25 protein-coding genes are annotated in these 25,311 nt (G+C 68.7%); 14 read left to right on the top strand and 11 right to left on the bottom strand.

Annotated features, from left to right (window positions below):
- The first annotated feature begins 62 nt into the window (after positions 1-62).
- Both AB0F43_RS03060 and AB0F43_RS03055 read left to right on the top strand, forming a co-directional pair.
- Entirely contained in the window at positions 63-1,346 is a 1,284-nt protein-coding gene (locus AB0F43_RS03060; RefSeq protein WP_360469831.1) for an alpha/beta fold hydrolase, read from the top strand.
- 63 nt (positions 1,347-1,409) lie between these two features.
- A complete protein-coding gene (locus AB0F43_RS03055) occupies positions 1,410-2,096 on the top strand; it encodes a GntR family transcriptional regulator (RefSeq protein ID WP_360469829.1) in 687 nt (228 codons plus the stop codon).
- A gap of 224 nt (positions 2,097-2,320) precedes the next feature.
- On the opposite strand, the gene AB0F43_RS03050 is transcribed toward AB0F43_RS03055, so the two are convergent.
- Positions 2,321-3,301 carry a carbohydrate kinase family protein gene (locus AB0F43_RS03050; RefSeq protein ID WP_360469826.1) on the bottom strand — a complete coding sequence of 327 codons (981 nt, stop codon included), beginning with the start codon at positions 3,299-3,301 and terminating at the stop codon, positions 2,321-2,323.
- 94 nt (positions 3,302-3,395) lie between these two features.
- On the opposite strand from AB0F43_RS03050, the gene AB0F43_RS03045 reads away from it, so the two are divergent.
- From AB0F43_RS03045 to AB0F43_RS03030, 4 genes are all read left to right on the top strand, one after another.
- On the top strand, positions 3,396-4,037 hold the full coding sequence (locus tag AB0F43_RS03045; RefSeq protein WP_360469823.1) for a class I SAM-dependent methyltransferase: 642 nt from the start codon (positions 3,396-3,398) through the stop codon (positions 4,035-4,037).
- On the top strand, positions 4,034-4,675 hold the full coding sequence (locus AB0F43_RS03040) for an ABC transporter ATP-binding protein (protein WP_360469820.1): 642 nt from the start codon (positions 4,034-4,036) through the stop codon (positions 4,673-4,675). Before AB0F43_RS03045 ends, AB0F43_RS03040 begins: the two co-directional genes overlap by 4 nt.
- A gap of 22 nt (positions 4,676-4,697) precedes the next feature.
- A complete protein-coding gene (locus AB0F43_RS03035) occupies positions 4,698-6,248 on the top strand; it encodes a DUF6297 family protein (protein WP_360469818.1) in 1,551 nt (516 codons plus the stop codon).
- A 133-nt stretch (positions 6,249-6,381) separates the two neighbouring features.
- Positions 6,382-7,287, top strand: coding sequence for a hypothetical protein (locus AB0F43_RS03030; RefSeq protein ID WP_360469816.1), 906 nt, complete (start codon positions 6,382-6,384; stop codon positions 7,285-7,287).
- A 28-nt stretch (positions 7,288-7,315) separates the two neighbouring features.
- On the opposite strand, the gene AB0F43_RS03025 is transcribed toward AB0F43_RS03030, so the two are convergent.
- The 4 genes from AB0F43_RS03025 to glnA form a co-directional block, all read right to left on the bottom strand.
- A complete protein-coding gene (locus tag AB0F43_RS03025) occupies positions 7,316-8,323 on the bottom strand; it encodes a hypothetical protein (RefSeq protein ID WP_360469813.1) in 1,008 nt (335 codons plus the stop codon).
- A 144-nt stretch (positions 8,324-8,467) separates the two neighbouring features.
- Positions 8,468-9,532: an LLM class flavin-dependent oxidoreductase gene (locus AB0F43_RS03020; protein WP_360469810.1), complete on the bottom strand. Its 1,065-nt coding sequence runs from the start codon at positions 9,530-9,532 to the stop codon at positions 8,468-8,470.
- Between the two features lie 155 nt (positions 9,533-9,687).
- On the bottom strand, positions 9,688-10,164 hold the full coding sequence (locus AB0F43_RS03015) for a cupin domain-containing protein (RefSeq protein ID WP_360469808.1): 477 nt from the start codon (positions 10,162-10,164) through the stop codon (positions 9,688-9,690).
- A 163-nt stretch (positions 10,165-10,327) separates the two neighbouring features.
- Positions 10,328-11,752, bottom strand: coding sequence for a type I glutamate--ammonia ligase (glnA, locus tag AB0F43_RS03010; RefSeq protein WP_360469807.1), 1,425 nt, complete (start codon positions 11,750-11,752; stop codon positions 10,328-10,330).
- A 190-nt stretch (positions 11,753-11,942) separates the two neighbouring features.
- Here glnA and AB0F43_RS03005 point away from each other — a divergent pair, with 190 nt between their 5' ends.
- Positions 11,943-12,404 (top strand): RDD family protein, encoded by a 462-nt coding sequence (locus AB0F43_RS03005; protein WP_360469805.1) that lies wholly within the window; start codon positions 11,943-11,945, stop codon positions 12,402-12,404.
- Positions 12,405-12,441: 37 nt separating this feature from the next.
- On the opposite strand, the gene AB0F43_RS03000 is transcribed toward AB0F43_RS03005, so the two are convergent.
- The 4 genes from AB0F43_RS03000 to lipA form a co-directional block, all read right to left on the bottom strand.
- On the bottom strand, positions 12,442-13,725 hold the full coding sequence (locus tag AB0F43_RS03000; RefSeq protein WP_360469802.1) for a cyclopropane-fatty-acyl-phospholipid synthase family protein: 1,284 nt from the start codon (positions 13,723-13,725) through the stop codon (positions 12,442-12,444).
- Positions 13,726-13,931: 206 nt separating this feature from the next.
- On the bottom strand, positions 13,932-14,054 hold the full coding sequence (locus AB0F43_RS02995; RefSeq protein ID WP_360469799.1) for a VOC family protein: 123 nt from the start codon (positions 14,052-14,054) through the stop codon (positions 13,932-13,934).
- Positions 14,055-14,126: 72 nt separating this feature from the next.
- Complete coding sequence (locus tag AB0F43_RS02990) at positions 14,127-14,822, bottom strand: DUF4191 domain-containing protein (RefSeq protein WP_360469796.1); 696 nt, start codon at positions 14,820-14,822, stop codon at positions 14,127-14,129.
- 22 nt (positions 14,823-14,844) lie between these two features.
- A complete protein-coding gene (lipA, locus tag AB0F43_RS02985) occupies positions 14,845-15,792 on the bottom strand; it encodes a lipoyl synthase (protein ID WP_360469793.1) in 948 nt (315 codons plus the stop codon).
- A 56-nt stretch (positions 15,793-15,848) separates the two neighbouring features.
- Here lipA and AB0F43_RS02980 point away from each other — a divergent pair, with 56 nt between their 5' ends.
- The 7 genes from AB0F43_RS02980 to AB0F43_RS02950 all read left to right on the top strand — a co-directional run bounded on the left by AB0F43_RS02980 (position 15,849) and on the right by AB0F43_RS02950 (position 22,381).
- On the top strand, positions 15,849-17,237 hold the full coding sequence (locus AB0F43_RS02980; RefSeq protein ID WP_360469791.1) for a sensor histidine kinase: 1,389 nt from the start codon (positions 15,849-15,851) through the stop codon (positions 17,235-17,237).
- Between the two features lie 76 nt (positions 17,238-17,313).
- Entirely contained in the window at positions 17,314-17,988 is a 675-nt protein-coding gene (locus tag AB0F43_RS02975) for a response regulator transcription factor (RefSeq protein ID WP_360469788.1), read from the top strand.
- Between the two features lie 151 nt (positions 17,989-18,139).
- Positions 18,140-18,880, top strand: coding sequence for an SDR family oxidoreductase (locus AB0F43_RS02970; RefSeq protein ID WP_360469786.1), 741 nt, complete (start codon positions 18,140-18,142; stop codon positions 18,878-18,880).
- Positions 18,877-19,077 carry a hypothetical protein gene (locus AB0F43_RS02965; protein ID WP_360469783.1) on the top strand — a complete coding sequence of 67 codons (201 nt, stop codon included), beginning with the start codon at positions 18,877-18,879 and terminating at the stop codon, positions 19,075-19,077. The genes AB0F43_RS02970 and AB0F43_RS02965 overlap by 4 nt, the downstream gene beginning before the upstream one ends.
- A gap of 178 nt (positions 19,078-19,255) precedes the next feature.
- The gene (locus AB0F43_RS02960; protein ID WP_360469781.1) at positions 19,256-20,137 is read left to right on the top strand and encodes an ATP-binding cassette domain-containing protein; all 882 of its coding nucleotides are present in this window, start codon (positions 19,256-19,258) and stop codon (positions 20,135-20,137) included.
- Positions 20,134-21,306, top strand: a complete 1,173-nt coding sequence (locus AB0F43_RS02955) for an ABC transporter permease (protein ID WP_360469779.1) — start codon at positions 20,134-20,136, stop codon at positions 21,304-21,306. Before AB0F43_RS02960 ends, AB0F43_RS02955 begins: the two co-directional genes overlap by 4 nt.
- A 109-nt stretch (positions 21,307-21,415) precedes the next feature.
- Positions 21,416-22,381, top strand: a complete 966-nt coding sequence (locus AB0F43_RS02950) for a LysR family transcriptional regulator (protein WP_360469776.1) — start codon at positions 21,416-21,418, stop codon at positions 22,379-22,381.
- Between the two features lie 279 nt (positions 22,382-22,660).
- On the opposite strand, the gene AB0F43_RS02945 is transcribed toward AB0F43_RS02950, so the two are convergent.
- Positions 22,661-23,833, bottom strand: a complete 1,173-nt coding sequence (locus AB0F43_RS02945) for a hypothetical protein (protein ID WP_360469774.1) — start codon at positions 23,831-23,833, stop codon at positions 22,661-22,663.
- Positions 23,834-24,527: 694 nt separating this feature from the next.
- Entirely contained in the window at positions 24,528-25,241 is a 714-nt protein-coding gene (gene lipB / locus AB0F43_RS02940; RefSeq protein WP_360469771.1) for a lipoyl(octanoyl) transferase LipB, read from the bottom strand.
- Between the last annotated feature and the right edge of the window lie 70 nt (positions 25,242-25,311).

The raw sequence follows: 25,311 nt of genomic DNA, 5'->3' as shown, positions 1-25,311 counted from the left end.
CCTTCCCTCGTCGCTCCAGTCGCTTCGCTCCCTCCGCTCCTCAGTCCAGGCCGGGAGGCCCCATGACCAGCTACACCATCCCGGGGATGCACGTCCGGGAGCACACGGTCGAGGTCCCGTTGGACTGGTCCGCGGCCGACGGCGCACGGATCAGTGTGTTCGCGCGCGAGTTGGTCGACCCAGTGCGCAAGGACGACGACCTGCCGTGTCTGCTGTTCCTGCAGGGCGGGCCGGGTGGCAAGGGGCCGCGTCCGGTCGAGCCGTCCGGATGGATCGGGCAGGCGCTGAAGACCTATCGGGTCATCCTGTTGGACCAAAGAGGCACCGGCCGGAGTACGCCGATCTCCGGGCGGCGGATGGCGTCGTTCGCCACCGCCGAGGAGGGCGCGGACTACCTGGCCTGCTTCCGCGCCGACTCGATCGTCCGGGATGCCGAGCACTTGCGTACGACAGTCTTCGGCGGCGGGAAGTGGTCGACGCTGGGACAGAGCTACGGCGGATTCCTCACGCTGACGTACCTCTCGCAGGCGCCGGAGGGTTTGACCGCCTGCTACGTGACCGGTGGGCTGGCCTCGATCGACCCGTCGGCGGCCGAGGTATATCGGCGTACGTATCCGCGTGTGGCCGCGAAGAACCGCGAGTTCTACCGGCGCTACCCGCAGCACGTCGAGACGGTCGGGGCGATCGCGGACCGGCTGGCGGCGTCCGACGTACGGCTGCCGGATGGTGACAGGCTGACCGTACGGCGCTTCCAGTCGCTCGGGATCGACTTCGGGATGAAGCCCGGGTACGAGCGGATGCACTGGCTGGTCGACGAGGCGTTCGACTCCGGCGAACTGTCGGAGACGTTCCTGAGTCAGGTGATGGCTCGGTCGTCGTACGCCGACGGGCCGTTGTTCGCGGCGTTGCAGGAGAGCATCTTCGGGTCCGGCCCCGGCGCCACGGGGTGGGCGGCGGAGGCGGAGCGCGCGCTGCATCCGGAGTTCGCCGAAGAGGCTCGGCCGCTGCTGTTCACCGGCGAGATGATGTACCCCTGGATGTTCGCGGAGATCCGGGTCCTGCGTCCTTTCCAGGCGGCCGTGGAGGTGCTGGCGGCGCGTCCGCAGTGGTCGCCGTTGTACGACGTGGACCGGTTGGCGGCGAACGACGTACCGGTGGCTGCGGCGGTGTACTTCGACGACATGTACGTCGACTCGGGGCTGCAACTGGACACGGCCGCGCGGGTGGGGAACCTGCAGGCCTGGGTGACGAACGAGTACGAGCACGACGGGCTCTCGTCGGACCGGGTGTTCCGCCGGTTGACCGAGTTGGTCCGGTCGGTGGGCGGCGGCGTACGGGCGGGTTGACCATTCTGTCCGACGGTTGGTGCCTCACAATGGGGCCGACGATGCGGGGAGGGGAGTGAGCGGATGTCGGCCGATTCGATCGGGCCGCTACCGAGTGTGCGGCGGCTGAAGCAGCGGGAGAACCTGCGCGACAGCGTGGCCAACGCGCTGCGGGCGGCGGTGATCTCCGGCGAGCTGGTGCCGGGCGAGGTGTACTCGGCGCCGATGCTCGGCGCGCGGTTCGGGGTGTCCGCGACGCCGGTGCGGGAGGCGATGCTCGACCTGGTCCGCGAGGGCCTGGTGATCTCGCTGCGGAACAAGGGTTTCCGGGTCACCGAGATGTCCGACGACGACCTCGACAACCTGGCCTCGTTGCGGCAGCTGATCGAGCCGCCGACGATCCGGGACGTCGTACCGGTGATCCCGGTGGAGGACTTCCCCCGGCTGCGGGCGCTGGCCCAGGACATCGTGGTCGCGGCCGAGGCGGGGGACCTGATCGCCTACATCGAGGCGGACCGGGTCTTCCACGTCACGCTGCTCGCGTACTCCGGAAACCAGAAGCTGGTCGACGTGGTGTCCGACCTGCGGTCGCAGACCCGCCTGCTCGGCCTCACCCCACTGGTCGAGAGCGGCCGCCTGGTGCAGTCCGCCGCCGAGCACCACGAACTGATGGACCTGGTCGAGGCCCGAGACGCCGAAGGCGCCGAACAACTCATGCGCCGCCACATCAGCCACGTCCGCGGCCTCTGGGCCAGCAACCCGGAGCACTGAGCCCGAGCACTGAGCCCCGAGGCCGGGTTCGGGTAGGCGGCTGAGGTGACGCGTGCTCGGGGAAGGCGAGTGTGGTGACGCGTGCTCGGGTAAAGCGGATGTGGTGACGTGTGATGCAGTGGGACGACTGGGGGCCGCGCCCCCACAGTCCCCTTACTGGAGTACGCGTGACCACAGTCCCCGTACCGGAGCACGCATCACCCCAGTCCTCTTACTGGAGCACGCTAGTTGAGGTTGAGGGCCTGCGCTGCGGCGGCTGCGGCGGGGGAGCCGTAGGCGGAGGCGAGGCGGGTCAGGAAGGTGGGGCGGTCGAGGGTGTACTCCTGGGTGCCGACGGTTTCGAGGACCGTGGTGGCCAGGGTGCAGCCGATCTGTGCGGCGGCTTCGTGGTCGAGCCCGGCTGCGCGGCCGGTGAGGTAGCCGGCCCGGAAGGCGTCACCGCCGCCGGTGGGGTCGACCAGGTTCGGGGCCGGGACGGCCGGGACCTTGGCCAGGATGCCGGCGGTGTTCTCGATCACCACGCCGTCACCGCCGTGAGTGGTGACGCGGACGCCGACCCGCTCCAGGATCTCGTCGTGGCTCCAACCGGTCTTCTGCACCATCAGGCCGGCTTCGTACTCGTTGGTGAACAGGTACTCCGCACCCTCGACGAGGCGCTTGATCTCCTCGCCCTCCATCCGGGCCAGCTGCTGGGACGGGTCGGCGGCGATGGCGATCCCGTTCGCCTTCGCCAGCTCGGTGTGCTTGAGCATCCCTGCCGGGTCGTCCGCGCCGATCAGCACCAGGTCGATCCCACCGGTCGCGGCGTGGATCGCACCGAGGTCGAGCTCTCGCGCCTCGGCCATCGCACCGGTGTAGAACGAGGCGATCTGGTTCGCGTCCAGGTCCGTCGTACAGGTGAACCGGGCGGTGTGTACGTTCTGGCACACACGGACGTGGGACACGTCCACGCCGGCTTCGGTGAGCGCGGCGCCGTACTCGGCGAAGTCGGCGCCGACCGAGCCGACCAGCAGCGAGGGCTGGCCGAGCTGGGCCATCCCGTAGCAGATGTTCGCGCCGACGCCGCCGCGGTGGACGACCAGCTCGTCGACCAGGAACGACAGCGAGACCTTGTGCATCTGTTCCTCGAGGAACTGGTCCTTGAACCGCCCCGGGAACGTCATCAGGATGTCGGTCGCGATCGAACCGGCGACGGCGATGCGCATGGGGGATGCTCCTCGGTGGGGTGGGTGTGCGGCGTTCGAGCAACCCATAGAGACTACAGGCGACCGATCTAATACACAGAAGGCGGGAATTTCGATGGGGAACCAGGTACTCGTCACCGACGAGCTGCACGATTACATGGTCGAGCACGGGATGCCGCTGGACGACATCGCCGCCGATCTGGTGGCGGAGACCCAGCAGCTGGGCGACGTGTCCGTGATGCTGACCACCGCCGACCAGGCGGCGCTTCTGACCACGCTCACCCGCCTGATCTCCGCGCGCCGCGCGGTCGAGATCGGTACCTTCACCGGGTTCTCCGCGCTCGCGATCGCCCGCGGGCTGCCGGACGACGGACAGCTGATCTGCCTCGACGCGAGCGAGGAGTGGACCTCGATCGCCCGCCGGTACTGGGAGCGCGCCGGGGTCGCCGCGAAGATCGAGCTGCGGATCGGCGACGGGCACGAGCTGGTGGCCGCGCTGGACGGCTCGTTCGACCTGGCCTTCGTGGACGCGGACAAGCCCGGGTACATCGACTACTTCGAGCGACTGGTGCCGCTGATCCGGCCGAACGGGCTGATGCTGTTCGACAACACGCTGGCCGGCGGCCGCGTGGTCGGTCAGCACTCGCAGGACCCGGTCGAGCGCAAGGAGTTCAACGCGCACATCGCCAAGGACGACCGCGTCGACGTGGTCATCCTCGGGATCGGCGACGGACTGACCTTGGTCCGCAAGAAGTGAGCAAGGCCGCGGCTCGGTTGAGCGTGAAGGAGTTGCAGCACAAGTACGGCGACCGGCCGGTGATCGAAGGTCTGACCTTCACCCTGGCCGCCGGTGAGGCGGTCGCACTGGTCGGGCCGAATGGCGCCGGCAAGACGACCGTACTCAAGTGCATCGTCGGCTCGGCGGATCCGGCGGCGGGCACGATCCTGCTCGAAGGTCTGCCGATCGACGAGCGTGCGGACGCCGTACGACGAGACGTCGCCACCCTGCTCGACGACCTCGACTTCTTCCCGGACCTGACCGCGGCCGAACACCTCGACCTGCTCGCTCGCGCCCACGGGAACCCGTCGCCGGAAGACCTCGTCGACACGCTGCTCGACGACATCGGCCTGCTGCCCGCCGCCGACCAGCTGCCGGGTTCGCTGTCCTCGGGTCAGCGCCGCCGCCTCGCACTGGCGACGGCGCTGGTCCGGCCGCGCAAGCTGATGGTCCTCGACGAACCCGAAGCGCGGCTGGACACCGACGGCGTGCAGTGGTTGTCGGATCGCCTCATCGAGGAGAAGAAGGCCGGTACGTCGATCCTGTTCGCCAGCCACGACCCGGCCCTGGTCGAAGCCGTCGCCGACTCCGTCGTCACCCTCACCCCGCTGCCATGAGCTTCCTGGTGAGGTCTGCTTCATGAGCTCAGCTGACGGGCCGGTCGTCTTCGACCCGGCCGACTTCGGTGCGATCCCGACGTCCCGCTCGCTCCGCGCCTGGATGCGGACCACCCGGCGCCGCCACGCCGACCGTTCCTTCTGGCAGATTTTCGAAGACGTCTACCTGGTCCTGTTCACCCTCGCCATGGCGGGCGCGTCCGGCGGCAACCTGCTGCGGCAGCTCAACGAGAACGCCGCCCGGTGCATGTCATGGTCCTGCATGGAGCTGGCGTACTACCTGCCCTGGATCCTCGTGCCGTTGCTGGTGGCAACGACGCTTCGGGTCCTGTTGAGCGTCGGCCCGGTGTCCGCGTCGCGGGCAGCAGGTTTCTGGCTGCTGGCCACTCCGGTCGATCGGACGGCTCTGCTCCGGCCGACGTACCGGGTGATGATCGCCGTCGTGGCCGTGACCGGTCTGCTGGTCTCAGTGATCGCCTGGACCCTGCTCGGCTGGCCGTTGATGGGGATCGGGGAGGCGTCGGTGCTGACGGCCTCGTTGCTGGTGTGCGTGGCCTGCCTGACGGTGTGGGCGCAGCAATCTTCCGTGCGTACCAGGTGGACGCTCTGGATCGCCGATCTGCTGCTGATTGTCGCTGCGATCCCGGCGGTGTGGCTGGCGACCCGAGCCGAGCCGGACCAGGTCCAGGGCGCGAATGTCGTGATCGCCCAGTGGGGTCCGGTCGAGCCGGACACGTTGCTCACACTCGAGCAGGTGCGTCTGCTGGTGATCGGGCTGGTGTGCCTGGTCGTCGTCCTGGCGATCGTGGTCGTCACCGGGCGAACCCTCGCCAAGCTGAGCCGGACGACGGTCATCGCCGGTGGGGAACTGCTGGCCGGTCTGGCCGGGGCCGCGAGCAGCCTGGACATCAGCATGCTCGCCGACGTGGTCGCGGGCCGGCACTGGCGGTTGAAGGGCCGCGCTCGGTCCCGGCGGGGTCTGGGGTCGCGGGGCGCCGCTCTGGTGCACCGGGAGTTCCTGCGGATCCTGCGGTGGCCGCGACGGCTGGTGATCGGGTTCGCCCTGCTGGTCGTCCCGTACGCCATCGCGGGTGCCGGCTTCCACGTGCTCGTGCCGGTCGCGGCCGGGTTCGCCGGGTTTGCCGCGGTACGGCCGTTGATGGACGGTCTGCGGTCGGTGTGCCGGTCGACCGGGCTAGCGCGGGCGCTCGGCATGGACCTGCGCGAGCTGCGCGTGATCATGGCCGTCGTGCCGGGGCTCTTCGCCGCCTTGTGGACTCTGCTCGCCCTTCCGGCGCTGGGCAACGGTCCGGTGGCTTTCGCCGTTGCGGCCGGCATCATCTCCGGCGCCGTCCGGCAGGCCTCCGCGCGACCTCCGTCGTACGCGGGGCCCTTGGTCGCCTCCCCGATGGGCGCGATCCCGCCCGGCATGTTCTCCCAACCGATCCGCGGCTTCGACCTCCTGCTGCTCTGTCTCGTCCCGGCCCTCCTCAACCTCAGCTCGATCTGGATCCTGGCCATCCCCGCCTTCGTCCTCGCGGTGATGTTCGCCGTACGCCCGAAGACGGACTAGAGCTCGTGGGCGAGCCACTTGCGCTCGATCTCCGCGGGCAGGTCGACGTCGTGCTGTCTCGCCGTACCGCTCCGACAGCTCCGTGATGTCCACTGGGTTACCCAACCACCAGGCACCGACACAGAATGGGTGGATGGATGCGGTGGGATGGTTGCTGGAGTCTGAGGAGCCGGCGGTGCGGGGGATGGCCCGGCGGGACCTGCTGGGGGAGCCGCATGGTGAGGATGTGCTGAGTGGGGCGAAGGTGCGGGCCTTGCTGACCGACGCCTGCGCGGACAAGCGGGCCTATCGGAAGTGGACCGGGGCGCACTGGCGGATTGTTTCGTTGGTGGAGCTGGAGGTGCCGGCGGGGGAGCCGCGGGCGGTGGCGGCTGCGGAGTACGACCTGGCCGAGGTGATGCGGTCGCTGCAGTACGGCGTGAGCGTCGTGGACGGGCTCGTACGGCGGTGTGGGTCGATCGAGGGGAACACGCTCGGGGCGTGCAGCCGGCTGGGGATGGCGGGCGATCCGCGGGTACAGCAGCTGGCGGAAGGGCTGCTGGAGTGGCAGTGGCCTGACGGCGGTTGGAACTGCGACCGCAGCGCTTCAGGCCGGCGTTCGTCGTTCCACGAGACGCATGCGGCCGCGTGGGGGCTGCACGAGTACTACCGAGCTACCGGCGACACGGCCGCTCGCGATGCCGCCGTACGGGCTGGGGAATTGTTCCTGGAGCACCGCGTGTTCCGCAGCCTGTCGACCGGCGAGGTGATCAACAAGAGGTGGTTGCGGCCGAGCTATCCGCCGTACTGGCACTACGACATCCTGCAAGCGTTGCTGGTGTTGTCGCGGCTCGGGCTGGTGACCGACGAGCGGGCCGGTGACGCGCTCGACGAGCTGGAGCGGCAGCGGCACGCCGACGGGCTCTGGTACGCCGGACGGCAGTGGTGGAACCCGCCTGGCAGCGACCGTACGCCGGACGTCGTCGACTGGGGCCGCAGCGGGCCGAACGAGCTGATCACCCTCAACGCCCTGCGGGTACTGAAGGCCGCAGGACATTGAAGGTTGCTTTGAGCAACTGGGTTGACGGCTACCGCTTGGGCTCGGGGTTGGGCTCTGGGTCGGCGCCGGACTCCGGCTGCGCATCCGGCGCTCCATCCGGAGTTACGGGGGTCGCGGCGGCATCGACCGGTGCGCTTCCGTCGGCGGCTGGTGCGCTGCCGTCGGTGCCCGATGCGCCGTCCGGTGCGGTGTCGACGGTTGGCATCGGTTCGGGCTCCGGGAGCAGGAGGTCGGGCTCGGTGCCGGGGTCGGGCTCCGGCTGCGGGTCCGGGGCGGGCTTCGGCTCGGTGTTCGTCGGGAAGTTGTCGGGTGCGGTCGCCCAGACCGCGGCGGCGGCGCGCTGGGCGTCGGCGGCGTCGGTCTGGCGCTCGTAGTTCTTGATGTCGAGCGCGTACGCCCTCACCACCGCGGAGAGGTCGCGGCGCAGTTGCCGGTGCACCCAGAGCGCGTAGGCCTGGCTGCGGGCCTCGATGAAGTTCTTCAGTTCCTGCATCTGGGCGGGGGTCATGTCGTCCTCCGAGGAAGTCGGGGTGAAGTCGCCGCGGGCGATCGCGGCCCGGGCGGCCGGGCCGGGACAGTCGGTGCCGTCCGGCCGGACCGCGGAGTGCGGCCGGATCGCCGTACCGCGGGGGAAGAGTCGGCGGAAGTCGGCGATCACTCCGCGGGTGGTCGCCTTCATCGCGGCGGTCGGCTGCTCGCCGGTGACCAGGATCAGCAGCACCGCGCCGTACCGCTCGTTCAGATCAGCGTTGCCGTTGGCGCCGGACTGGACGCGCAACCCGCGCAGCGTCCAGGCCCGGCCGGCCTGGTCGACGGCGACCTGGTACGCGATATCCGACCAGCCACGGTCGTCCATGTGGAAGTCCTGCCACCCGCGCAGCGCCGACGCCACCGCCGTCTGGCTGTGGATGGGTCTCGTCGACCCGGTCCCGGGCCAGTGGATCACCGCGCCCTGGACCCGGGAGACCGTCAGGTTGCCCGGCCCCCCGTTCGGCGGTCGCGCATTCCAGGCGGACCGCGGCAAATATACGACCATCAGCGCTCCCTCACTTGCCTCACTGAGCACCTACCCGTCCCTGGCACTCGGTAATCAACCGATCACACTCAGAATGCGGTCCAAGTGATTCACACTCCCTGGCGCGGCAAGCTCATCCCATCAGCCCAAGGGGCCAGCCGGCCGTCAGGATCCGTTCTTCAGCAGCGGGAGGAGTTGGTCGCCGATGCGGACGATCTCGTCGCGGTACGGCGTATCCGAGAGGATGAAGTGGGTGATGCCGAGATCCTGGTACCTGCGGAGCGACTTGGCGACGTCGTCGGCCGAGCCGACGAGCCACGTCGTACCGGCACCGCCACCGCCGTACTTGCCGGGCGCTGTGTAGAGGTTGTCGTCGAGCACCTCGCCCCGCTCGGCCAGGTCCAGCAGCCGTTGCTGCCCGACCGCTTTGAACCACCGGCGATCACGCGAGCCCTGAGCCTCGGCCAGCTGCGCGACCTTCGCCTCCGCGTCGGCCCAGGCCTCCTCGGTGGTGTCGCGGACGAGCGTGGTGATCCGCAGCCCGAACTCGAGCGGGGGATGCTCACGCCCGAGCTCAGACTCCAAGGCGCGGAGCTTGCCGACCCGCTCGGCGATCCCGTCCAGCGGCTCACCCCAGAACAACTGCACATCAGCCTCGGTCGCGGCGACCCGCTGGGCGGCGTCGGACGCGCCGCCGAAGTACAGCCGCGGATGCAGCCTTCCCTCGCGTACGACGGGACGCGTCGCGACCGTGGATCCGGTGACCGAGAAGTACTCGCCGTCGTAGGTCACGTCCTCCTCGGTCCACAACCGCCGTACCAACTGCAGGAACTCCTTCGTCCGCGCATACCGCTGTGGCTGGTCGCCCTCGCTGTCGCCGTACGCCGCCAGGTTGTCCTGCCCGGACACGATGTTGATCAGCACCCGCCCGCCGGTGAGCTGGTCGAGCGTCGACGCCGCCGACGCGAAGTGTGCCGGCTGCCAGTAGCCCGGCCGGATCGCGATCAACGGCTGGAAGGTCGTCGTACGCGCGGCCAGCGCCGTAGCCACCGTGAACGTGTCAGGCCGCCCCCACCCCGTCCCGATCAAGGCCCCACCCCAGCCGTGGTCCTCGGTGAGACCGGCCAGCTCAGTCAACCGCTCCAAGCTGTTGTGCCCCTGCCCGGCGTCGTCTCCCCGATGCCCGGGATCGACCTGGTTCGGGATGTACCACAGCACCTCAACACTCATCAGCAGGAACCTTTCAGGCGGACGAACAGTCCAAAAGACTGTATTCCACCTGACCTACTAGACTTTGACCGTCTCACTCGCCGGAAACGGCGAGAGCCGCATCCACCAGGTGGATGCGGCTCTTCGGGAAGTTGGTGAACTCAGACTGAGCGGACTCAGAGATAGCTGTCCGGCACCGGCCCAAGAACATCCACGTTGCATCGGGCCGCGATCTCGTCCAGCAGTTCCGGCGTCGCCGAGCCGGTTGCTTCTGCTTCGGCCAACTCCTCGAAATACTGGACCATGGCAGCAGGCGAAAAGAAGTTCAGCTTCTTACCAGGGCCCGCTGAAACGACCTTGAACGTGTGGGGCGTGTCTCGCGGTACGTAGACAAACGTTCCGGGCGGACACAGAGTTTGCTCCTCCTCGATGAACATCAGGTATTCGCCCTCGAGCACAAAGAACGCCTCGGCGGCATCACGATGAAGGTGGAGTGGGGGACCGAACTCCGGCGGCTCACTTTGCGTCTGCAGCAGAGTGAACTGGCCAGCTGTCTGCGCAGATGTTGCCAGGACTACGGCCTCGAAGTTGCCCAGATCGAGATGCCGGCCCTGGCCAGGAGGAACGATGAATGCCCCGCTCATGCTGGCCATGATTCTCCTGGCGCGTGTTTATTGCAACCAGCAGTAGACGGTTACACAGCAGGTACCGGGTCAACACAAAACGGCGGCAAACCGGGAGTAACGTCGAAATGACGTTTGCCCAGGTCGGCCGCCGTTTTGCGGTGCGCTTCAGCAGGTCAGCGCACTACGCCGCTCAGACGTCGTAGTAGAGCTCGAACTCGTGCGGGTGGGGGCGGAGCTGGATCGGGGCGATTTCCTGCTCGCGCTTCAGGTCGATCCAGGTCTCGATCAGGTCGGAGGTGAACACGTCACCCTCGAGCAGGAAGGCGTGGTCGGCCTCGAGCGAGTCGATCACGGCCGGCAGCGAGGTCGGGACCTGGGCGATGCCGGCGTGCTCCTCCGGCGGCAGCTCGTACAGGTCCTTGTCGACCGGGTCGGCCGGCTCGATCTTGTTGCGGATACCGTCCAGGCCGGCCAGCAGCTGGGCCGAGAAGGCCAGGTACGGGTTGGCCGACGGGTCGGGGCAGCGGAACTCGATCCGCTTCGCCTTCGGGTTCGAGCCGGTGATCGGGATCCGGATACAGGCCGACCGGTTGCGCTGCGAGTAAACCAGGTTGACCGGCGCCTCGAAGCCCGGGACCAGGCGGTGGTAGGAGTTCACCGTCGGGTTGGTGAAGGCCAGCAGCGACGGGGCGTGCTTCAGCAGGCCGCCGATGTACCAGCGGGCCACGTCGGACAAGCCGCCGTACCCGGACTCGTCGTAGAACAGCGCCTCGCCGTTGGAGAACAGCGACTGGTGGCAGTGCATACCCGAGCCGTTGTCACCGAAGATCGGCTTCGGCATGAAGGTCGCGGTCTTGCCGGCCGCCCAGGCGGTGTTCTTGACGATGTACTTGAACTTCTGCAGGTTGTCCGCGGTCTTCAGCAGCTCGTCGAAGCGGAAGTTGATCTCCGCCTGACCCGCGGTGCCGACCTCGTGGTGGGCGCGCTCGACCAGCAGACCGGACTTCTCCAGGTTCAGCGTGATCTGGTCGCGCAGGTCGCCGAAGTGGTCGGTCGGCGCGACCGGGAAGTAGCCACCCTTGTAGCGGACCTTGTAGCCGCGGTTGCCGCCGTCCTCGACGCGGCCGGTGTTCCAGGCGCCGGCCACCGAGTCGATCGAGTAGTAGCCGGAGTTCTGCTTGGTCTCGAACCGGACGTCGTCGAAGACGTAGAACTCGGCCTCGGGCGCGAAGAACGCGGTGTCCGCGATGCCGGTCGACTTCAGGTACTCCTGCGCCTTGCGGGCGATGTTGCGCGGGTCGCGGCTGTAGGCCTCGCCGGTCAGCGGGTCGTGCACGAAGAAGTTGATCGCCAGCGTCTTCGTCCCGCGGAACGTGTCGAGGAAGGCGGTGGTCGGGTCGGGCAGCAGCTTCATGTCCGATTCGTGGATCTGCTGGAACCCGCGTACCGACGAACCGTCGAACATCAGGCCCTCTTCGAAGACCTCGGGGCCGAACGACGACACGGGGACGGTGAAGTGCTGCATGATGCCCGGCAGGTCAGAGAACCGGACATCGATGATCTCGATGCCCTCGTCCTTGACGTAGGCGAGCAGCTCCTCAGCGCTGGAAAACATTCGTACTCCTCGGGGTGGCTCAGAGATTGATCTGAACGTAGGGCCTGCCGGTTTCCCGGCCATGACCCCAATGTTTCGCGGATGTTACGCCCAGCGTGTCCGCGCTGACCCACTGGTGTACGCCGGTTACGGCCTGAGATCTCCCGATCCGCTGTGATCGGTGCCCGGCCGTGTCCGTAGGCTAGCCATCATGGCATCATCCGCGCAGCCTGGCACAGGACCCACCGAAGAATTCCGGTTTCCGGGCAATCGGCTCGGGCTGCCCGAGCAGGGTCCGGGATCGGTGTCCGGCTGGGGTCGCCGGATCCTCGCGCTGCTGCTGGACTGGCTGATCGCCGGCCTGGTCGCGTCCGCGATCACGTCCAAGCCGATGTGGGCGGGCGGCAACGACTACAACACCTCCCAGCTGGTCACGTTCTTCGCGATGAGCGCGATCCTGACCGGTCTGGTCGGCAGCACCATCGGTCACCGCGTCTGCGGCCTCCGGGTGGTCCCGGTCCGCGGCACCAAGACCGACACGGTTCCGCCGGGCCTGATCGCCGGCGTGATCCGATCCCTGCTGATCTGCCTGCTCCTCCCCGCCGTCGTCTACGACCGCGACCGCCGGGGCCTCCACGACCGCGCCGCCAAAACAGTCGTCGTCCACCGCTGATCCACCGATACGTCGTACGGCGTACGCCGTACCGAGGTCACCGCCTGGTCAGGCGTAGCTGGACGTCGTCGAGGTAGTTGGTGCGGAAGCCGGCCTCGGAGTAGGCGAGGTAGAACTCCCACATGCGGCGGAAGGTGTCGTCGAAGCCGAGCTGGGCGATGGCGGGCCAGCGGTCGATGAAGCGGTTGCGCCAGATCCGCAGGGTGCGGGCATAGTCCGGGCCAAGGTGGCGGAGCACCTCGGTGCGCAGCCCGGTGTGCTGGGCGGTGATCTCCTCGATCACCTTGATCGACGGGATCAGGCCGCCGGGAAAGATGTACTTCTGCACCCAGGTGAACGTGTTCCGGGTGGCCAGCATCCGCTCGTGCGGCATCACGATCGCCTGGACGACGCCGACCCCGCCGGGCGCCAGCCGCCGCTCGATCGCGTCGAAGTAGACCGGCCAGTACTTCTCGCCGACCGCCTCGATCATCTCCACACTCAGTACGGCGTCGAACTCGCCGATCTGGTCGCGGTAGTCGCGCAGCGCGACCTGCACCCGGTCGCCCACACCGGCCTCGGCGATCTTGCGCTGCGCCAGCAGCGCCTGCTGCGAGGCGATCGTGATCGCGGTGACCCAAGCACCCCGCTGCGCCGCGCGGATCGCGAGGCTCGCCCAGCCGCAGCCGATGTCCAGCACCCGCGATCCGGACACCACCCCGGCCGCGTCGAGGATGGCGTCGAGCTTGTTCAGCTGGGCCTGGGTCAGTTCGTCGTACGACGCCGTCGCGAGATCCGCCGTGGCGGATGGACCGAAGTAGGCCGCCGAGTAGGTCAGGGTCGGGTCGAGGAACTCGGAGAACATCGCGTTGCTCAGGTCGTAGTGACGGCTGACGTTCTCCCGGGCGCCGGCCCGGTCGTTGTCCTGGTCGCCCGGCTGCGACCGGGTGACCAGCCACCGCAGCGACTGGGCCCACTTCGGCAGCAGGTGCCGGGTCTCCTCGTTGCTGAACCGCTCGGCGAACGGGACCAGCAGGTCGGCCAGGTCGGTCCCGGGCTCGGGATCCCAGTCACCGGCCAGGTACGCCTCGCCGAACCCGGACCCGGCGTCCTGCCCGAGCCGGTCGAGGAAGGCCGCGCTCCGGTGCACCCGCATCGCGGGGCCGCCCAGGCCGTACGAGCGGTTGTTGTCCAGATGGATCGTGGCCGGCAGGTCCTTCGCGATCAGACGGATCGCGGCCATCGCGCCGGCCCGGCGGACCGGGTTCGACCGCGGCCGGGCCAGGCTGGGCCAGGTCTCGGCCACCGGCTGGTGTACCCGCGCCGGCAAGAGATCCGTCATGTACGTCTACCTCGTGTCTCGATCTGTCCTGGTCGCACCCTAAGGCCCAGAGCCCACCCCCCAGCGCGACACGAAGGCACACCCGTGCCACGTCACGACAGATCAACTGCTCAGCGGCTGCCGAGTTACCGGCGTCTCACTCAGAGAGAGCTCGCTGGCCGAAGATCAACTGGTTGCCGTCCGGATCCTCCGCCCGGGCGACCCGCTCACCCGACGCCCTCGGGCGGGAACCGGTAGTGCACCTCGCCACCGAGTACGTCCCGGTAGAACGGCAGCAGCCGCTCCAGGTCATCAGTCGTCACGATCGGAAAGACGTCGTCGACGCCCATCTGTCGCCCTCCTCGCTCGAAAACGGTGTCATCCGCTTGACGAACGAGGACGGGCCGATTCGACCGGCCGGCTCAGCGGCCCTTCATCGCCTGCCGGGCGCCCTTGAGGCTGGTCGGGACCGGGCCCTTGGGCATCGGCACCTGCGGGCGGACGGCGTCCAGCGCCTTGAGCCGCTGCAGCAGGTCGGTGATCTCGGACGGCTGCAGCACGGCCGGAAGCTTCATCACGTGCTTGGTCAGCTTGCGGATGTCGACCTCGTCCTCGCCCTGACCGGCGACGATCTGGATCACCGGCGCGCCGCCGGCGACCCGGCTGTGCTTCTTACCCTCGGCCTGGAGCAGGTTCTTCACCCGGCTCGGCTGGCCCTCACCGACGAGCACGATGCCCGGCCGGCCGACCACCCGGTGCACGATGTCGGCGTTCTTGGTGACCGCGACCGCGGGCGTCACGTTCCAGCCGCGGCGCAGCGTCTGCAGCGCCGACGCGGCCGCGCCGGCCTGGCCCTCGATCTGGCTGTACGCCGCCTTCTCGACCCGGCGGCCGAAGATGATCGTGGTGGCCAGGAAGGCGAGCGCCACACCCAGCGGCAGCCACACGAGCAGCGGCCCGACCAGGAAGGCGAGCGCGACGAACACGGCGACGACGCCGAGGAAGATCCCGGCGAGCACCAGTCCGATCTTCGGGTCGGACTTCTTGGTCAGCTGGTAAGCCGACCGGATCTGCTTGAGCCGGCTGGTCTTCTCGGCGGGCGCGTCGTTCTTGGCCATCTCTACCTTTGTCCGTGTTCTCTTATGCGTCCTGTTGCGCCGCGGAGGTCATCCGCGACTCCACAGCCTGACGGTACAGCCGACCGGCCCGGTACGACGAACGCACCAGCGGCCCGGACATCACTCCGGCGAAACCGATCGCCTCGGCCTCGTCCTTCAGCTCCACGAACTCCTCGGGCCTGACCCACCGCTCGACCGGGTGGTGCCGCACCGAGGGGCGCAGGTACTGGGTGATGGTGATGATCTCGCAGCCGGCCGCATGCAGGTCGCGCAGCGCCTGGCTGACCTCCTCGCGGGTCTCACCCATGCCGAGGATCAGGTTCGACTTGGTCACCAGTCCGTAGTCGCGGGCCTGGGTGATCACGTCCAGCGAGCGCTCGTACCGGAACCCGGGCCGGATCCGGCGGAAGATCCGCGGCACCGTCTCCACGTTGTGCGCGAACACCTCGGGCCGGGACGAGAACACCTCGGCCAGCTGCTCGGGTACGGCGTTGAAGTCGGGCGCGAGCATCTCCACCCCGGTGCCGGGGTTGAGCTCGTGGATCTGGCGGATCGTCTCGGCGTAGAGCCAGGCGCCGCCGTCGTCCAGGTCGTCGCGGGCCACCCCGGTCACGGTCGCGTAGCGCAGGCCCATGGTCCGGACCGACTCGGCGACGCGGCGCGGCTCGTCGCGGTCCAGCGCCTCCGGCTTGCCGGTGTCGATCTGGCAGAAGTCACACCGCCGGGTGCACTGGTCGCCACCGATCAGGAAGGTCGCCTCGCGGTCCTCCCAGCATTCGAAGATGTTCGGGCAGCCGGCTTCCTGGCACACCGTGTGCAGCTGCTCGGATTTCACCAGCTTCTGCAACGCCTGGTATTCCGGGCCCATCTTCGCCCGGGTCTTGATCCACTCGGGTTTGCGCTCGATCGGGGTCTCCGCGTTGCGCACCTCGAGCCTGAGCAGTTTCCGTCCTTCTGGGGCGATCGTCACGCCCACCAGGGTACGCGGCCCGGTTCGGCCGCCCCCAGCCCGTAGGCTGATGAGCTATGTCGACTACGGCCGAGTCCCCGGCGGAACGGCGTACTGGGGAAGTGAAGGTGTCCGAGCCGGGGACACCGCCTGCGACCGGCACGACCGTCCGGGGCTGGCTCCGGCCCGGGCCGACGGCCAAGCAGCACCAGCACGACCTGTTGCTCGGGCTGGGCATGGCGGTCACGGGGGTGATCGGCACCGAGTTGGCGCGCGGCGTCGCGCCGGACCCGGTCAGCCTCGGCATCGGCGGCGTCGAACCGTACGTACTGAGTGCGGCAGTCGCGCTGCCGCTGTGCTTCCGGCGCCGCTGGCCGATCCCGGTGCTGCTCATCGTTTCCGTGCTGTTCGTCGTTGCCGGTGAACGCTCCACCTTCGCCTTCGTCGGCAACCTGGTCACCCAGGCGACCCAGTTCATGGCGATCTACACGGCGGCCGCCTGGGCCCGGGACCGCCGGTTGATGAAGGCCGCGGTGGGGATCGTCTTCATCGGGATGTTCAGCTGGCTCGTCCTCACTTTCGGCCGGGCGGTGCAGAACGACGAGATCAAAGGCGCCAACGACGCCCTGCTGTCGCCGTACGTGTCCAGTGTCATCCTGACGCTCGCGCTGAACGTCCTCTACTTCTTCGGCGCCTACTTCTGGGGCCGTACGGCGTGGGGGACGGCCCGGCAGCGGTACGAGCTGGAGCAGCAGGCGGCCGAGCTCGCCTCCCAGCAGGAGGCCAACGCCCGTCGAGCCGTGATCGACGAGCGGCTGCGGATCTCGCGCGAGCTGCACGACGTCGTCGCCCACCACATCAGCAGTATCGGCGTCCAGGCCGGCGGTGCCCGGCGGGTGATGGACTCCGACCCGGACGCGGCCAAGAACGCGTTGACCGTGATCGAGAACTCCAGCCGTACCGCGGTGAACGAGATGCGCCAGCTCCTCGGCATGCTCCGCGCGGCCGACCCCGACCTCGATGCCGAGTCGCCGGCCACGAAGGCACCGCAGGCCGGTGCCGACCGGCTGCCCGCGCTGATCGCGGACGTGAACGGCGAGGGCTTGTCGGTCGGCTTCCACCAGATCGGCCAGCCGCTCCAGCTGCCGGAGACGGTCTCGGTCTCGGTCTACCGGATCGCCCAGGAAGCGCTGACCAACGTACGGCGCCACTCGACCGCACGCAGTGCCCATATCACGCTGCGTTACCTCGGCGAATCGGTCGAGCTCGAGGTGATCGACGACGGCCGGCCGAAGCACGCGCCGGTCGGCAGCCGGCTCGGTCACGTCGGGGTCCGTGAGAGGGTCGGTCTCCTCGGCGGCGAGACCGAGATCGGCCCGCGCCCGGTCGGCGGCTTCCGGGTCCGGGTCCGGATCCCGCTCGACCCGCAGAACCGCCCGCTGACCAAGGAGGAGACCCGTTCGTGAACGAGCGCAGCGAGTTCACCATCAAGCACAGCCTGACTTGTGCCTCGTCGGCGCCCGCAGCGAAGCGAGGACGCCGATGAGCTTGGCACCGATGCGCGTGCTGTTGGTGGACGACCAGGATCTGGTCCGGGCCGGTTTCCGGATGATCCTGTCGGTCGAGCCGGAGATCGAGGTGGTCGGCGAGGCCGCGGACGGGGAGAAGGCGATCGAGCTCGCCCTCGCGCTGCGGCCGGACGTCGTACTGATGGATGTCCAGATGCCCGGGATGGACGGGATCACCGCGACCCAGCGCATCGTCGCGGAGGACGCCGGCAAGGTCGTCATCCTGACCACGTTCGACCGGGACGACTATCTGTTCGAGTCGCTCGGCGCCGGCGCGAGTGGGTTCCTGCTGAAGAACACCGCGCCGGAGGACCTGGTCGACGCGATCCAGGTGGTGCACTCCGGTCACGCCCTGCTCGCCCCTGAGGTGACCCGGCGGGTCATCAAGCGGTTCACCGGCGGTGGCGAGCGCGTCTACCGCCCTGACCTGCTCGAGGAGCTGACCGACCGCGAACGCGAGGTTCTCGGCCTGATCGCGCGCGGCCTCACCAACACCGAGATCGCCAGCCAGCTCTACGTCGGCGAGGCCACCGTCAAGACCCATGTCTCCCGGGTCCTGCTCAAACTCGGCCTCCGCGACCGGGTCCAGGCCGTCGTCTTCGCCTACGAATGCGGCCTCGTGACCCCGGGCGACGACCCAGCCAGCTGATTCGCGCGTACCAACGCCAGCGCCGCGATCAGTACTGCGACACCCGCGACAGGACAGACCGGCTGGTTGTGACGGTCACAAGTCGCTCGGCTGTCCTGTCTTAGCTGACGACGGGTCACCAGCGGGGTGCCCCGGGGACAGGAGAGTGGCTGTGAAGATCGTGGTGATCGGTGGCACGGGGCTGATCGGTTCGAAGCTGGTACGGCGGTTCGAGGCGCACGGACACGAGGTCGTCGCGGCGTCCCCGAACACCGGAGTGAACACCCTCACCGGCGAGGGTCTGGCCGAGGCGATGGCGGGTGCCTCGGTGGTGGTCGACGTGTCGAACTCGCCATCATTCGAGCCACAGGCGGTGCTGGACTTCTTCACCACCTCCACCTCGAACCAGTTGGCCGCGGAGGCCGCCGCCGGTGTCGGCCACCACGTCGCGGTGTCGATCGTGGGCACCGAGCGGCTGCCGGAGAACGGCTACTTCAAGGCCAAGCTGGCTCAGGAAGACCTGATCAGGAAGTCCGGGATCCCGTACTCGCTGGTCCACGCGACCCAGTTCTTCGAGTTCGTCAAGGCCATCGCGGACTCCGGCGCCCAGGAGGACGGCGTACACATGGCGCCCGTGTCGTTCCAGCCGATGGCGGGTGACGATGTGGCCGACCAGGTCGCCAAGACCGCGGTCGGTGAGCCGCTGAACGGACGCAGGGACATCGCCGGGCCGGACCGCTACCGGATGGACGAGTTCTTCCGCAAGGCACTCGCCGAGCTCGGCGACAAGCGTGAGGTCGTCACCGATCCGCACGCGACGTACTTCGGTTCCGAGTTGGTCGAGGACTCGCTGGTCCCGATCGGCGAGGCGACCCTCGGCCGGATCCACTACGGCGAGTGGAACCCGTCATGAGCGGCGACTTCCTGCACGAGCTCCAGTCCGAGGTCGAGGCGGACCTGAGCATGGTCGAGTCCAGCCACCCCGAGGAGGCGGCGATGCTGCCGCCCAGCGAGTGGACGACCGACCCCGCCGAGGTCGAGCGCGAGGAGATCGGCCTGCGCAGCCTGCTCGGCGCCGTCGAGACCATGGAGGGCGACTCCGCCAGCTGAACGTCCCCGGGTCGGCCCCCGAGGTGATGCCAGGTCCGCCGTGCGGATGACGTGGGTGATCACCCTGGGGGCCGACGTCTGTGTGGGCACCCTGTCACTAACTTTGAACCACTTCCGAGCGGAAGCGGTCGGGTGTGGGCCTGGCTGAGGGGGCCGAGGTGACAGGGAACGGTGACGGATGCTGAGGGTGGCTGGGCTGACCCGGCGATTCGGCGACCAACTGGCGCTGGACGACGTGAGTTTCGACGTCGTGCCAGGGCGGATGACCGGGTTCGTCGGGGCGAACGGGGCCGGAAAGACGACGACGATGCGGATCATCCTCGGCGTGCTGGCCGCGACCGCGGGTGAGGTGCGGTGGCACGACGGGCCGCTGACGCACGACGTACGGCGTGACTTCGGTTACATGCCGGAGGAGCGCGGCCTGTACCCGAAGATGAAGATCCGCGACCAGCTCGTGTTCTTCGGCCGGCTGCACGGGCTCGACCCGCTCCGGGCGGCCGAGCGGACCGACAAGTTGCTCGAGCGACTCGGGCTCAGCCAGCGGGCGACCGACGTACTGGAGACCCTGTCGCTCGGCAACCAGCAGCGGGTGCAGATCGCCGCGGCGCTGGTGCACGAGCCGATCGCGCTGGTGCTGGACGAGCCGTTCAGCGGTCTCGACCCGCTCGCGGTCGACGCGATGGTGGACCTGCTTCGCGAGGAGGTCACGCCGGAGGTGCCGGTGCTGTTCTCCAGTCACCAGCTCGAACTGGTCGAACGGCTCTGCGACGATCTCGTCGTACTGTCCCGCGGCAAAGTCGTTGCCGCCGGCCCCGTTGCCGAGCTGGCCGCCGGGCCGTCGCTGACGTACAAGCTGGTGGTGGACGGCGACGCCGGCTGGTTGCGCGATATCCGCGGCATCCAGGTCCGTGATGTGGCCGCCGGTACGGCGCTCTTCGACGTCGAGGACGACGGTGCCGCGCAACTGGTTCTTCAGCAGGCGATCAGCCGCGGACCGGTCCTGGAGTTCGGGCCGGAGCGGGTGGCACTGAGTGACGTCTTCCGGGAGGCGACCCGATGAACGACCGGACCCTTGACCGGCCATGGCTGCTGATCGCCGAGCGGGAGATCACCACCAAGCTTCGGGACAAGACCTTCCTCGGATCGACCGCGGTGATGCTGGTGCTCGTCCTGGCCGCGGTGGTCATCCCGGCGCTGCTCGTGGGGAACAGCGGCCCTGACAAGCTCGCCGTGGTCGACGACGCCGGCGCCACGATCGTCCAGCAGGCGTCCACGACAAGGGGAGGCGACGGCTACGAGGTCACCCGCGCGGCGGATCGCCCTGCGGCCGAGAGGCTCGTCACCGACGGCGAGGTGAAGGCGGCGTTGCTGCCCGGCGCCGACGGATACGTCGTACTCGGCAAGGACACCGTCGACTCCGGGCTCGAGAGCGCGCTGCGGGAGGCCGCGGCCACGGTCGGAATGGAGCAGAATGCGGCGCGGGCCGGCCTGACACCAGCCGAGCTGCGGGCCGGGACGAAGGTGGAGCTGCAGTTGCTGAAGCCCGGACCACTGCCGGACGTGGTGGCCCGCTTCGTCAACATCGGCCTCGCACTGGTGTTCTACATGACCGCGCTCGGCTTCGGCATGATGATCGCGCAGAGCGTCGTCCAGGAGAAGGAGAGCCGGGTCGTCGAGATCCTGGCCGCCGCCGTACCGATCCGGTCGCTGCTGTGGGGGAAGGTGCTCGGCAACACCGCGCTGGCGCTGTCGCAGATCGTGGTGATCGCGGGGGCGTCGGTGATCGGCCTGGTCGCGACCGATCAGCTCGGCATCCTGCAGGTGGTCGCGCCGGTGGCCGGCTGGTTCGTGGTGTTCTTCGTCCTCGGCTTCGTCGCGCTGGCCGGGCTGTGGGCCGTGGCCGGATCGCTGGCCACCCGGCAGGAGGACCTCGGGTCGACCACGCTACCGGGCCAGATGATCCTGATGATCCCGTTCTTCTTCTCGGTGTTCGCCGGATCGTCGGCCAAGACGGTGGCCTCGTTCGTGCCGATCGCGTCGTCGATGGCGATGCCCGGGCGGATGCTGACCGAGAAGGTGCCGGTCTGGCAGCCGCTGCTCGCGGTCGCGATCCTGCTCGCCGCCACGGTCCTGATCGTCCGCCTCGGCGCCCGGCTCTACGAGCGCACCCTGCTCCAGACCGGCCGCAGGCTCGGCTACCGCGAGGCACTGGCGCTCGAACCGTCATGATCTATCGTCGCGGCCGGGGTGGGCGTTACACAGTTCGCCCCGGCTGAGACGAAACCGCAACAGTTGATAACTGTGTGCTGTGTGCAGACCTGGACTACGGTCTCCACGCATGAAGGTCGAGCTGCGCCACTTGCGGGTGATGGTCCTGGTGGCAGAAGCGGGGTCCGTCGGGCGGGCCGCCCGTTGGCTCAAGGTCAGCCAGCCGAGCCTGACCGCGCAGCTCAAGCGGATCGAGGCCGCGTTCGGCGGCGAGTTGTTCGAGCGCTCCCGCACCGGCGTCACCCCCACCGCACTCGGCCGGTACGCCGTTGATCGCGCCCGGGCGATCCTGGTCGACGTCGACCACCTGTCCGCGACCGTGTCGGCGATGACCGCGGTCGATTCCAGCGCCGTACGACTCGGCGGGTTCCCGACCGCGCCGATGTCCGGCATCGCCTCCCGGCTGCGCGACCACGGGGAGATCGAGCAGGTGAGCATCGAGGTGGAGTGGTCAACCAGCGTGCTGCTGCAGCAGTTGGAGAGCGGACGGCTCGACTTCGCGCTGTTGCGGGAGTTCCCCGGCTTCGAGCTGCGGATGCCGAGCGGAGTCGAGGCCTGCACAGTGGTCGAGTCCGAGTCGGCGTACGTCGTGATGGCCGCCGACCACCCGTTGGCCGTGGCGTCACGGCACCGCGGCGAGATCGAGCTCTCCGCGTTGTCGGGGGAGGAGTGGATCGGGGAGCCGCCGGACGACAGCGGGTTCCACGTGCTCTTCCGGGCGGCGTGCGAGCAGGCCGGATTCCAGCCGAAGGTGGAGCACCACTCCGTGGACACCTCGGTACTGATGGGGTTCGTGACGAGTGGCCAGGGCGTCGCGCTGATCTCACCGACGTCGTACCGGATGCTCTCCAGCGACGTCACCACGCGGACCTTGGTGGGCGACCCGATCCACCGCCGGTTGATGCTGGCGTGGAGCACGGACTCGCCGCGGGCGCAGATGGCACCGGACGTGCTGCAGATGGCCACCGCGGCGTACGACGAAGCCTTCGCCGAACACGCCCGCCGGGACCAGGTCCAGCGCATGCACGTCGCCTGACCAGGGCGACCAGGCCCAACGCCTGCACGTGGCCTGATCACCGCGACGAGGTCCAATGCACGCACGTGGCTCCATCACCGCGACCAGGTCCAATGCACGCACGTGGCTCCATCACCGCGACGAGGTCCAATGTACGTACGTGGCTCCATCACCGCGACGAGGTCGAACGCATGCAGGTCGCCCGATCACCGCGACCAGGTCGAACGCATGCACGTGACCTGATCGTGGCGACCTATAACTGACGCCTAGGTCTTCTAACTCAAGCGGCGGTCTTCGAGTTCATGCGCTGGCGGGGCGGATGCTCACCTGCGGCGGGTTCTCGAACGCGCTGATGTAGAACTCCCCGGTGTCCTCCGGGTCCTCCATCCGCTCCCGGTACTGCTGCCCCACCTGTTCCTTCGCCCCAGGAACCGGCGCTGCCTCCGTCTTGTCCTGCTGATCCTTCTGCTCGCCAGCGTCACCCGGCCTGACAACCGTCTGCTCGTCCTCCGCCGCAGCCGTCGCCTGCTGCTGGGGCTGTGTCGGCGTGGGCTCCGGTGCGGCGACCGGCTGCTGGTCTTCGGCTCCGGCGGGTGCTTCCGGCGTGTCCTGCTCCGCCGCCTTGGCAACAGGCTGGCCTTCCGCCCCGGCAACCTGCTGCGGCTCGGCGGGCTGAGGCTGCACCGGCTGCTGTTCTTGCGGGGGAGTAGGCACCTGCTCGGTCTCGCCCGCATCGACCGGCACCTGGGTCGTCTCGTCGCGGTCGGTCGGCACCAGCACCGTCTCGTCGGCAGAGTCGTTGCCCTCGGCATCGACACCGGGGAACTGTGCCGTCTGCTCCGGTGCCGAGGCCGGGAACTGCGCGGTCTGCTCGTCCGCCTGACTCCGCGGCCGGACCGGCTCCGGGTCCTCGTCGAACAAGTCGTCGTACCGGCTGCTGTGCCCGAACGAACCGCCGTACCCGCTCTCGGCCGGATAGGTGCTCCCGGCAACCGGGTACACCGCCGCGGCCTCGGCCTCCTGCTGCGCCTGCGCGGCTTCCTGCTCACGCTGCAGCCGCTCGACCTCCGCGCGCTGCCGCCGCCGGCGCTGCACACTGCGCACGATCAGCTGGATCGCGTAGACCAGCGAGATCACCGTCAGGATCGGTACGAGGCCGTTCAGCGTGTACTGCTTCGACCCCTCGATCATCCCGGTGGTCACGCCGGGGACGTCGTTGAGGAAGTTGGTCGTCCGGTTCGGGATCCAGTGCCAGCAGTAGACCAGCGTGCCGAACGCAACGAACGCCCCGAGCGCGCCGGCGCCGGAGAAGTACGAGACCACCGTCCAGAAGATCAGCGCTCCGATGCCGAAGGCAAGCGCCATCTCCTTCGCATTCAGCTCGACACCGCCAGGCGCGGCGAGGACGCCGAACACCGCCGGCCCAGCCAGTGCGACCGCAACCCCGAGCAAGAACCCAAGAAATTTGGACACACCACCACGGTAGCGGCGTTGTGCCGTCACACCCCGCAGACACTTCGCAACCGCCCGAGAGCTGAATAGCTGACCCATCGCAGACCCCGGCGGGCAATCGCTTGCTCAAGAGCGTCTCGTTCGACCGCGCCTGCACCAACAGCCCGATGTGCGTCCGTCGCGGCTGTCAGTTGATCGCCGGGCAGTACCTGCACAGATCGGGGCCTGAGACAACGGTGTCATCCCCGCCCCGGCTTCCGCTCGCGGGGAGATCACCTGCGTGATGACTGGACCGTGATCGCCGGGGCGCACGCACTTCAACGAAGGTCGAACTCTTTGCCCGGCAGCCGCAGTACGTCGAGCGCCGTGAGGCTCACCGACTCCATGGTCTGCGGAATGCTGTCCAAGGGCGCCGCCAGGTCGACCCCCTCCACGACCGCACCTGCTCGGCGAACCACTTGCTGTTCCGCCCGCCACCGCATCCGACATCCACAACCCGCGATCCGTCCAGGCTTCCCAGCAACCCACGCTCGTGCCAGTCCACCAACGGCTCCTCCGGGAGGTCTGTAGCCAACGGATGGCCGGCCCGCGCCAGCATCTCGCTGCAGAACCCGGCGGCCCCGGGACGCGCTCGATCCCCGCGCTCGCTGGCCGCTACAACCCGATCCAGGATGTCCAGTAGGTGCTCGACGGTGTGAATCGCTCGGCGCGCACCTCAGACGGTGAGGCCGTAGGTGATAGCCGACGGGGGCTCCTCGTGGTCGATGTCGGGGGAGCGCTCGTACTCCTCCCAGGCAAGCATCCGGCCGAGATGGCGCCGTACCGGCTCGAGCACCTCGGTCACCGGCACATCCCGCCCGAGCTCCCTCGACAGCGTGGTCACATCGGCGTCCGAGATCCCACACGGCACGATCCGGTCGAACCAGCCCAGGTCGTTGTCACAGTTCAGCGCGAACCCGTGCATCGTCACTTTCTGCGCGACCCGGATCCCGATCGCCGCGATCTTCCGCTCCCGGCCGCGATCGTCCGCCGCCACCCAGACCCCGCTCCGTCCCTTGACCCGCCCGGTCCTCACCCCGAGCTCGGCGCAGACCGCGATCAGCGCTTCCTCCAGCCGGCGGACGTAGTCCACGACGTACACATGTGAGGCCAGCTTCACGATCGGGTAGCCCACCAGCTGTCCCGGACCGTGCCAGGTGATCTTCCCGCCGCGGTCGACGTCCACCACCGGCGTCCCGTCGAGCGGTCGTTCGTGCGGCTCGGTCCGCTTGCCCGCCGTGTAGACGGGCGGGTGCTCCAGCAGGATGACCGTGTCCGGACCAGTGCCCTCGGCAACTTCCGCGTGCAGGCGGCGCTGCTCGGCCCACGCGGTCTCGTAGTCCACCGCGCCGGCACCGAACCCGGCCTCCACAAAGCTGATTTCCCTCACGTCCTCGAGTGTATGCGTCCCGCCCACTCGCCATTCGCCGCCGTCCACAGCCCACCGCCGTACGACGTTC

Origin of the sequence: Kribbella sp. NPDC023972 (assembly GCF_040639075.1) — a bacterium.
Taxonomy (GTDB): domain Bacteria; phylum Actinomycetota; class Actinomycetes; order Propionibacteriales; family Kribbellaceae; genus Kribbella.
This window is presented reverse-complemented; position numbering and strand designations above follow the sequence as displayed.

What these genes read in the sequence shown, in the direction of transcription:
- AB0F43_RS03055 (WP_360469829.1), top strand. Translation starts at nt 1,410, where the DNA reads ATGTCGGCCGATTCGATCGGGCCGCTACCGAGTGTGCGGCGGCTGAAG.
- AB0F43_RS02960 (WP_360469781.1), top strand. Translation starts at nt 19,256, where the DNA reads ATGCTGAGGGTGGCTGGGCTGACCCGGCGATTCGGCGACCAACTGGCG.
- AB0F43_RS02965 (WP_360469783.1), top strand. Translation starts at nt 18,877, where the DNA reads ATGAGCGGCGACTTCCTGCACGAGCTCCAGTCCGAGGTCGAGGCGGAC.
- AB0F43_RS02975 (WP_360469788.1), top strand. Translation starts at nt 17,314, where the DNA reads ATGAGCTTGGCACCGATGCGCGTGCTGTTGGTGGACGACCAGGATCTG.
- AB0F43_RS02990 (WP_360469796.1), bottom strand. Translation starts at nt 14,822, where the DNA reads ATGGCCAAGAACGACGCGCCCGCCGAGAAGACCAGCCGGCTCAAGCAG.
- AB0F43_RS03015 (WP_360469808.1), bottom strand. Translation starts at nt 10,164, where the DNA reads ATGGCCAGCATGAGCGGGGCATTCATCGTTCCTCCTGGCCAGGGCCGG.
- AB0F43_RS03025 (WP_360469813.1), bottom strand. Translation starts at nt 8,323, where the DNA reads ATGGTCGTATATTTGCCGCGGTCCGCCTGGAATGCGCGACCGCCGAAC.
- AB0F43_RS03020 (WP_360469810.1), bottom strand. Translation starts at nt 9,532, where the DNA reads ATGAGTGTTGAGGTGCTGTGGTACATCCCGAACCAGGTCGATCCCGGG.
- AB0F43_RS03035 (WP_360469818.1), top strand. Translation starts at nt 4,698, where the DNA reads ATGAGCTCAGCTGACGGGCCGGTCGTCTTCGACCCGGCCGACTTCGGT.
- AB0F43_RS03045 (WP_360469823.1), top strand. Translation starts at nt 3,396, where the DNA reads ATGGGGAACCAGGTACTCGTCACCGACGAGCTGCACGATTACATGGTC.
- AB0F43_RS03000 (WP_360469802.1), bottom strand. Translation starts at nt 13,725, where the DNA reads ATGACGGATCTCTTGCCGGCGCGGGTACACCAGCCGGTGGCCGAGACC.
- glnA (WP_360469807.1), bottom strand. Translation starts at nt 11,752, where the DNA reads ATGTTTTCCAGCGCTGAGGAGCTGCTCGCCTACGTCAAGGACGAGGGC.
- AB0F43_RS02980 (WP_360469791.1), top strand. Translation starts at nt 15,849, where the DNA reads ATGTCGACTACGGCCGAGTCCCCGGCGGAACGGCGTACTGGGGAAGTG.
- AB0F43_RS02950 (WP_360469776.1), top strand. Translation starts at nt 21,416, where the DNA reads ATGAAGGTCGAGCTGCGCCACTTGCGGGTGATGGTCCTGGTGGCAGAA.
- AB0F43_RS02955 (WP_360469779.1), top strand. Translation starts at nt 20,134, where the DNA reads ATGAACGACCGGACCCTTGACCGGCCATGGCTGCTGATCGCCGAGCGG.
- AB0F43_RS03050 (WP_360469826.1), bottom strand. Translation starts at nt 3,301, where the DNA reads ATGCGCATCGCCGTCGCCGGTTCGATCGCGACCGACATCCTGATGACG.
- AB0F43_RS03060 (WP_360469831.1), top strand. Translation starts at nt 63, where the DNA reads ATGACCAGCTACACCATCCCGGGGATGCACGTCCGGGAGCACACGGTC.
- AB0F43_RS03030 (WP_360469816.1), top strand. Translation starts at nt 6,382, where the DNA reads ATGGATGCGGTGGGATGGTTGCTGGAGTCTGAGGAGCCGGCGGTGCGG.
- AB0F43_RS02995 (WP_360469799.1), bottom strand. Translation starts at nt 14,054, where the DNA reads ATGGGCGTCGACGACGTCTTTCCGATCGTGACGACTGATGACCTGGAG.
- AB0F43_RS03005 (WP_360469805.1), top strand. Translation starts at nt 11,943, where the DNA reads ATGGCATCATCCGCGCAGCCTGGCACAGGACCCACCGAAGAATTCCGG.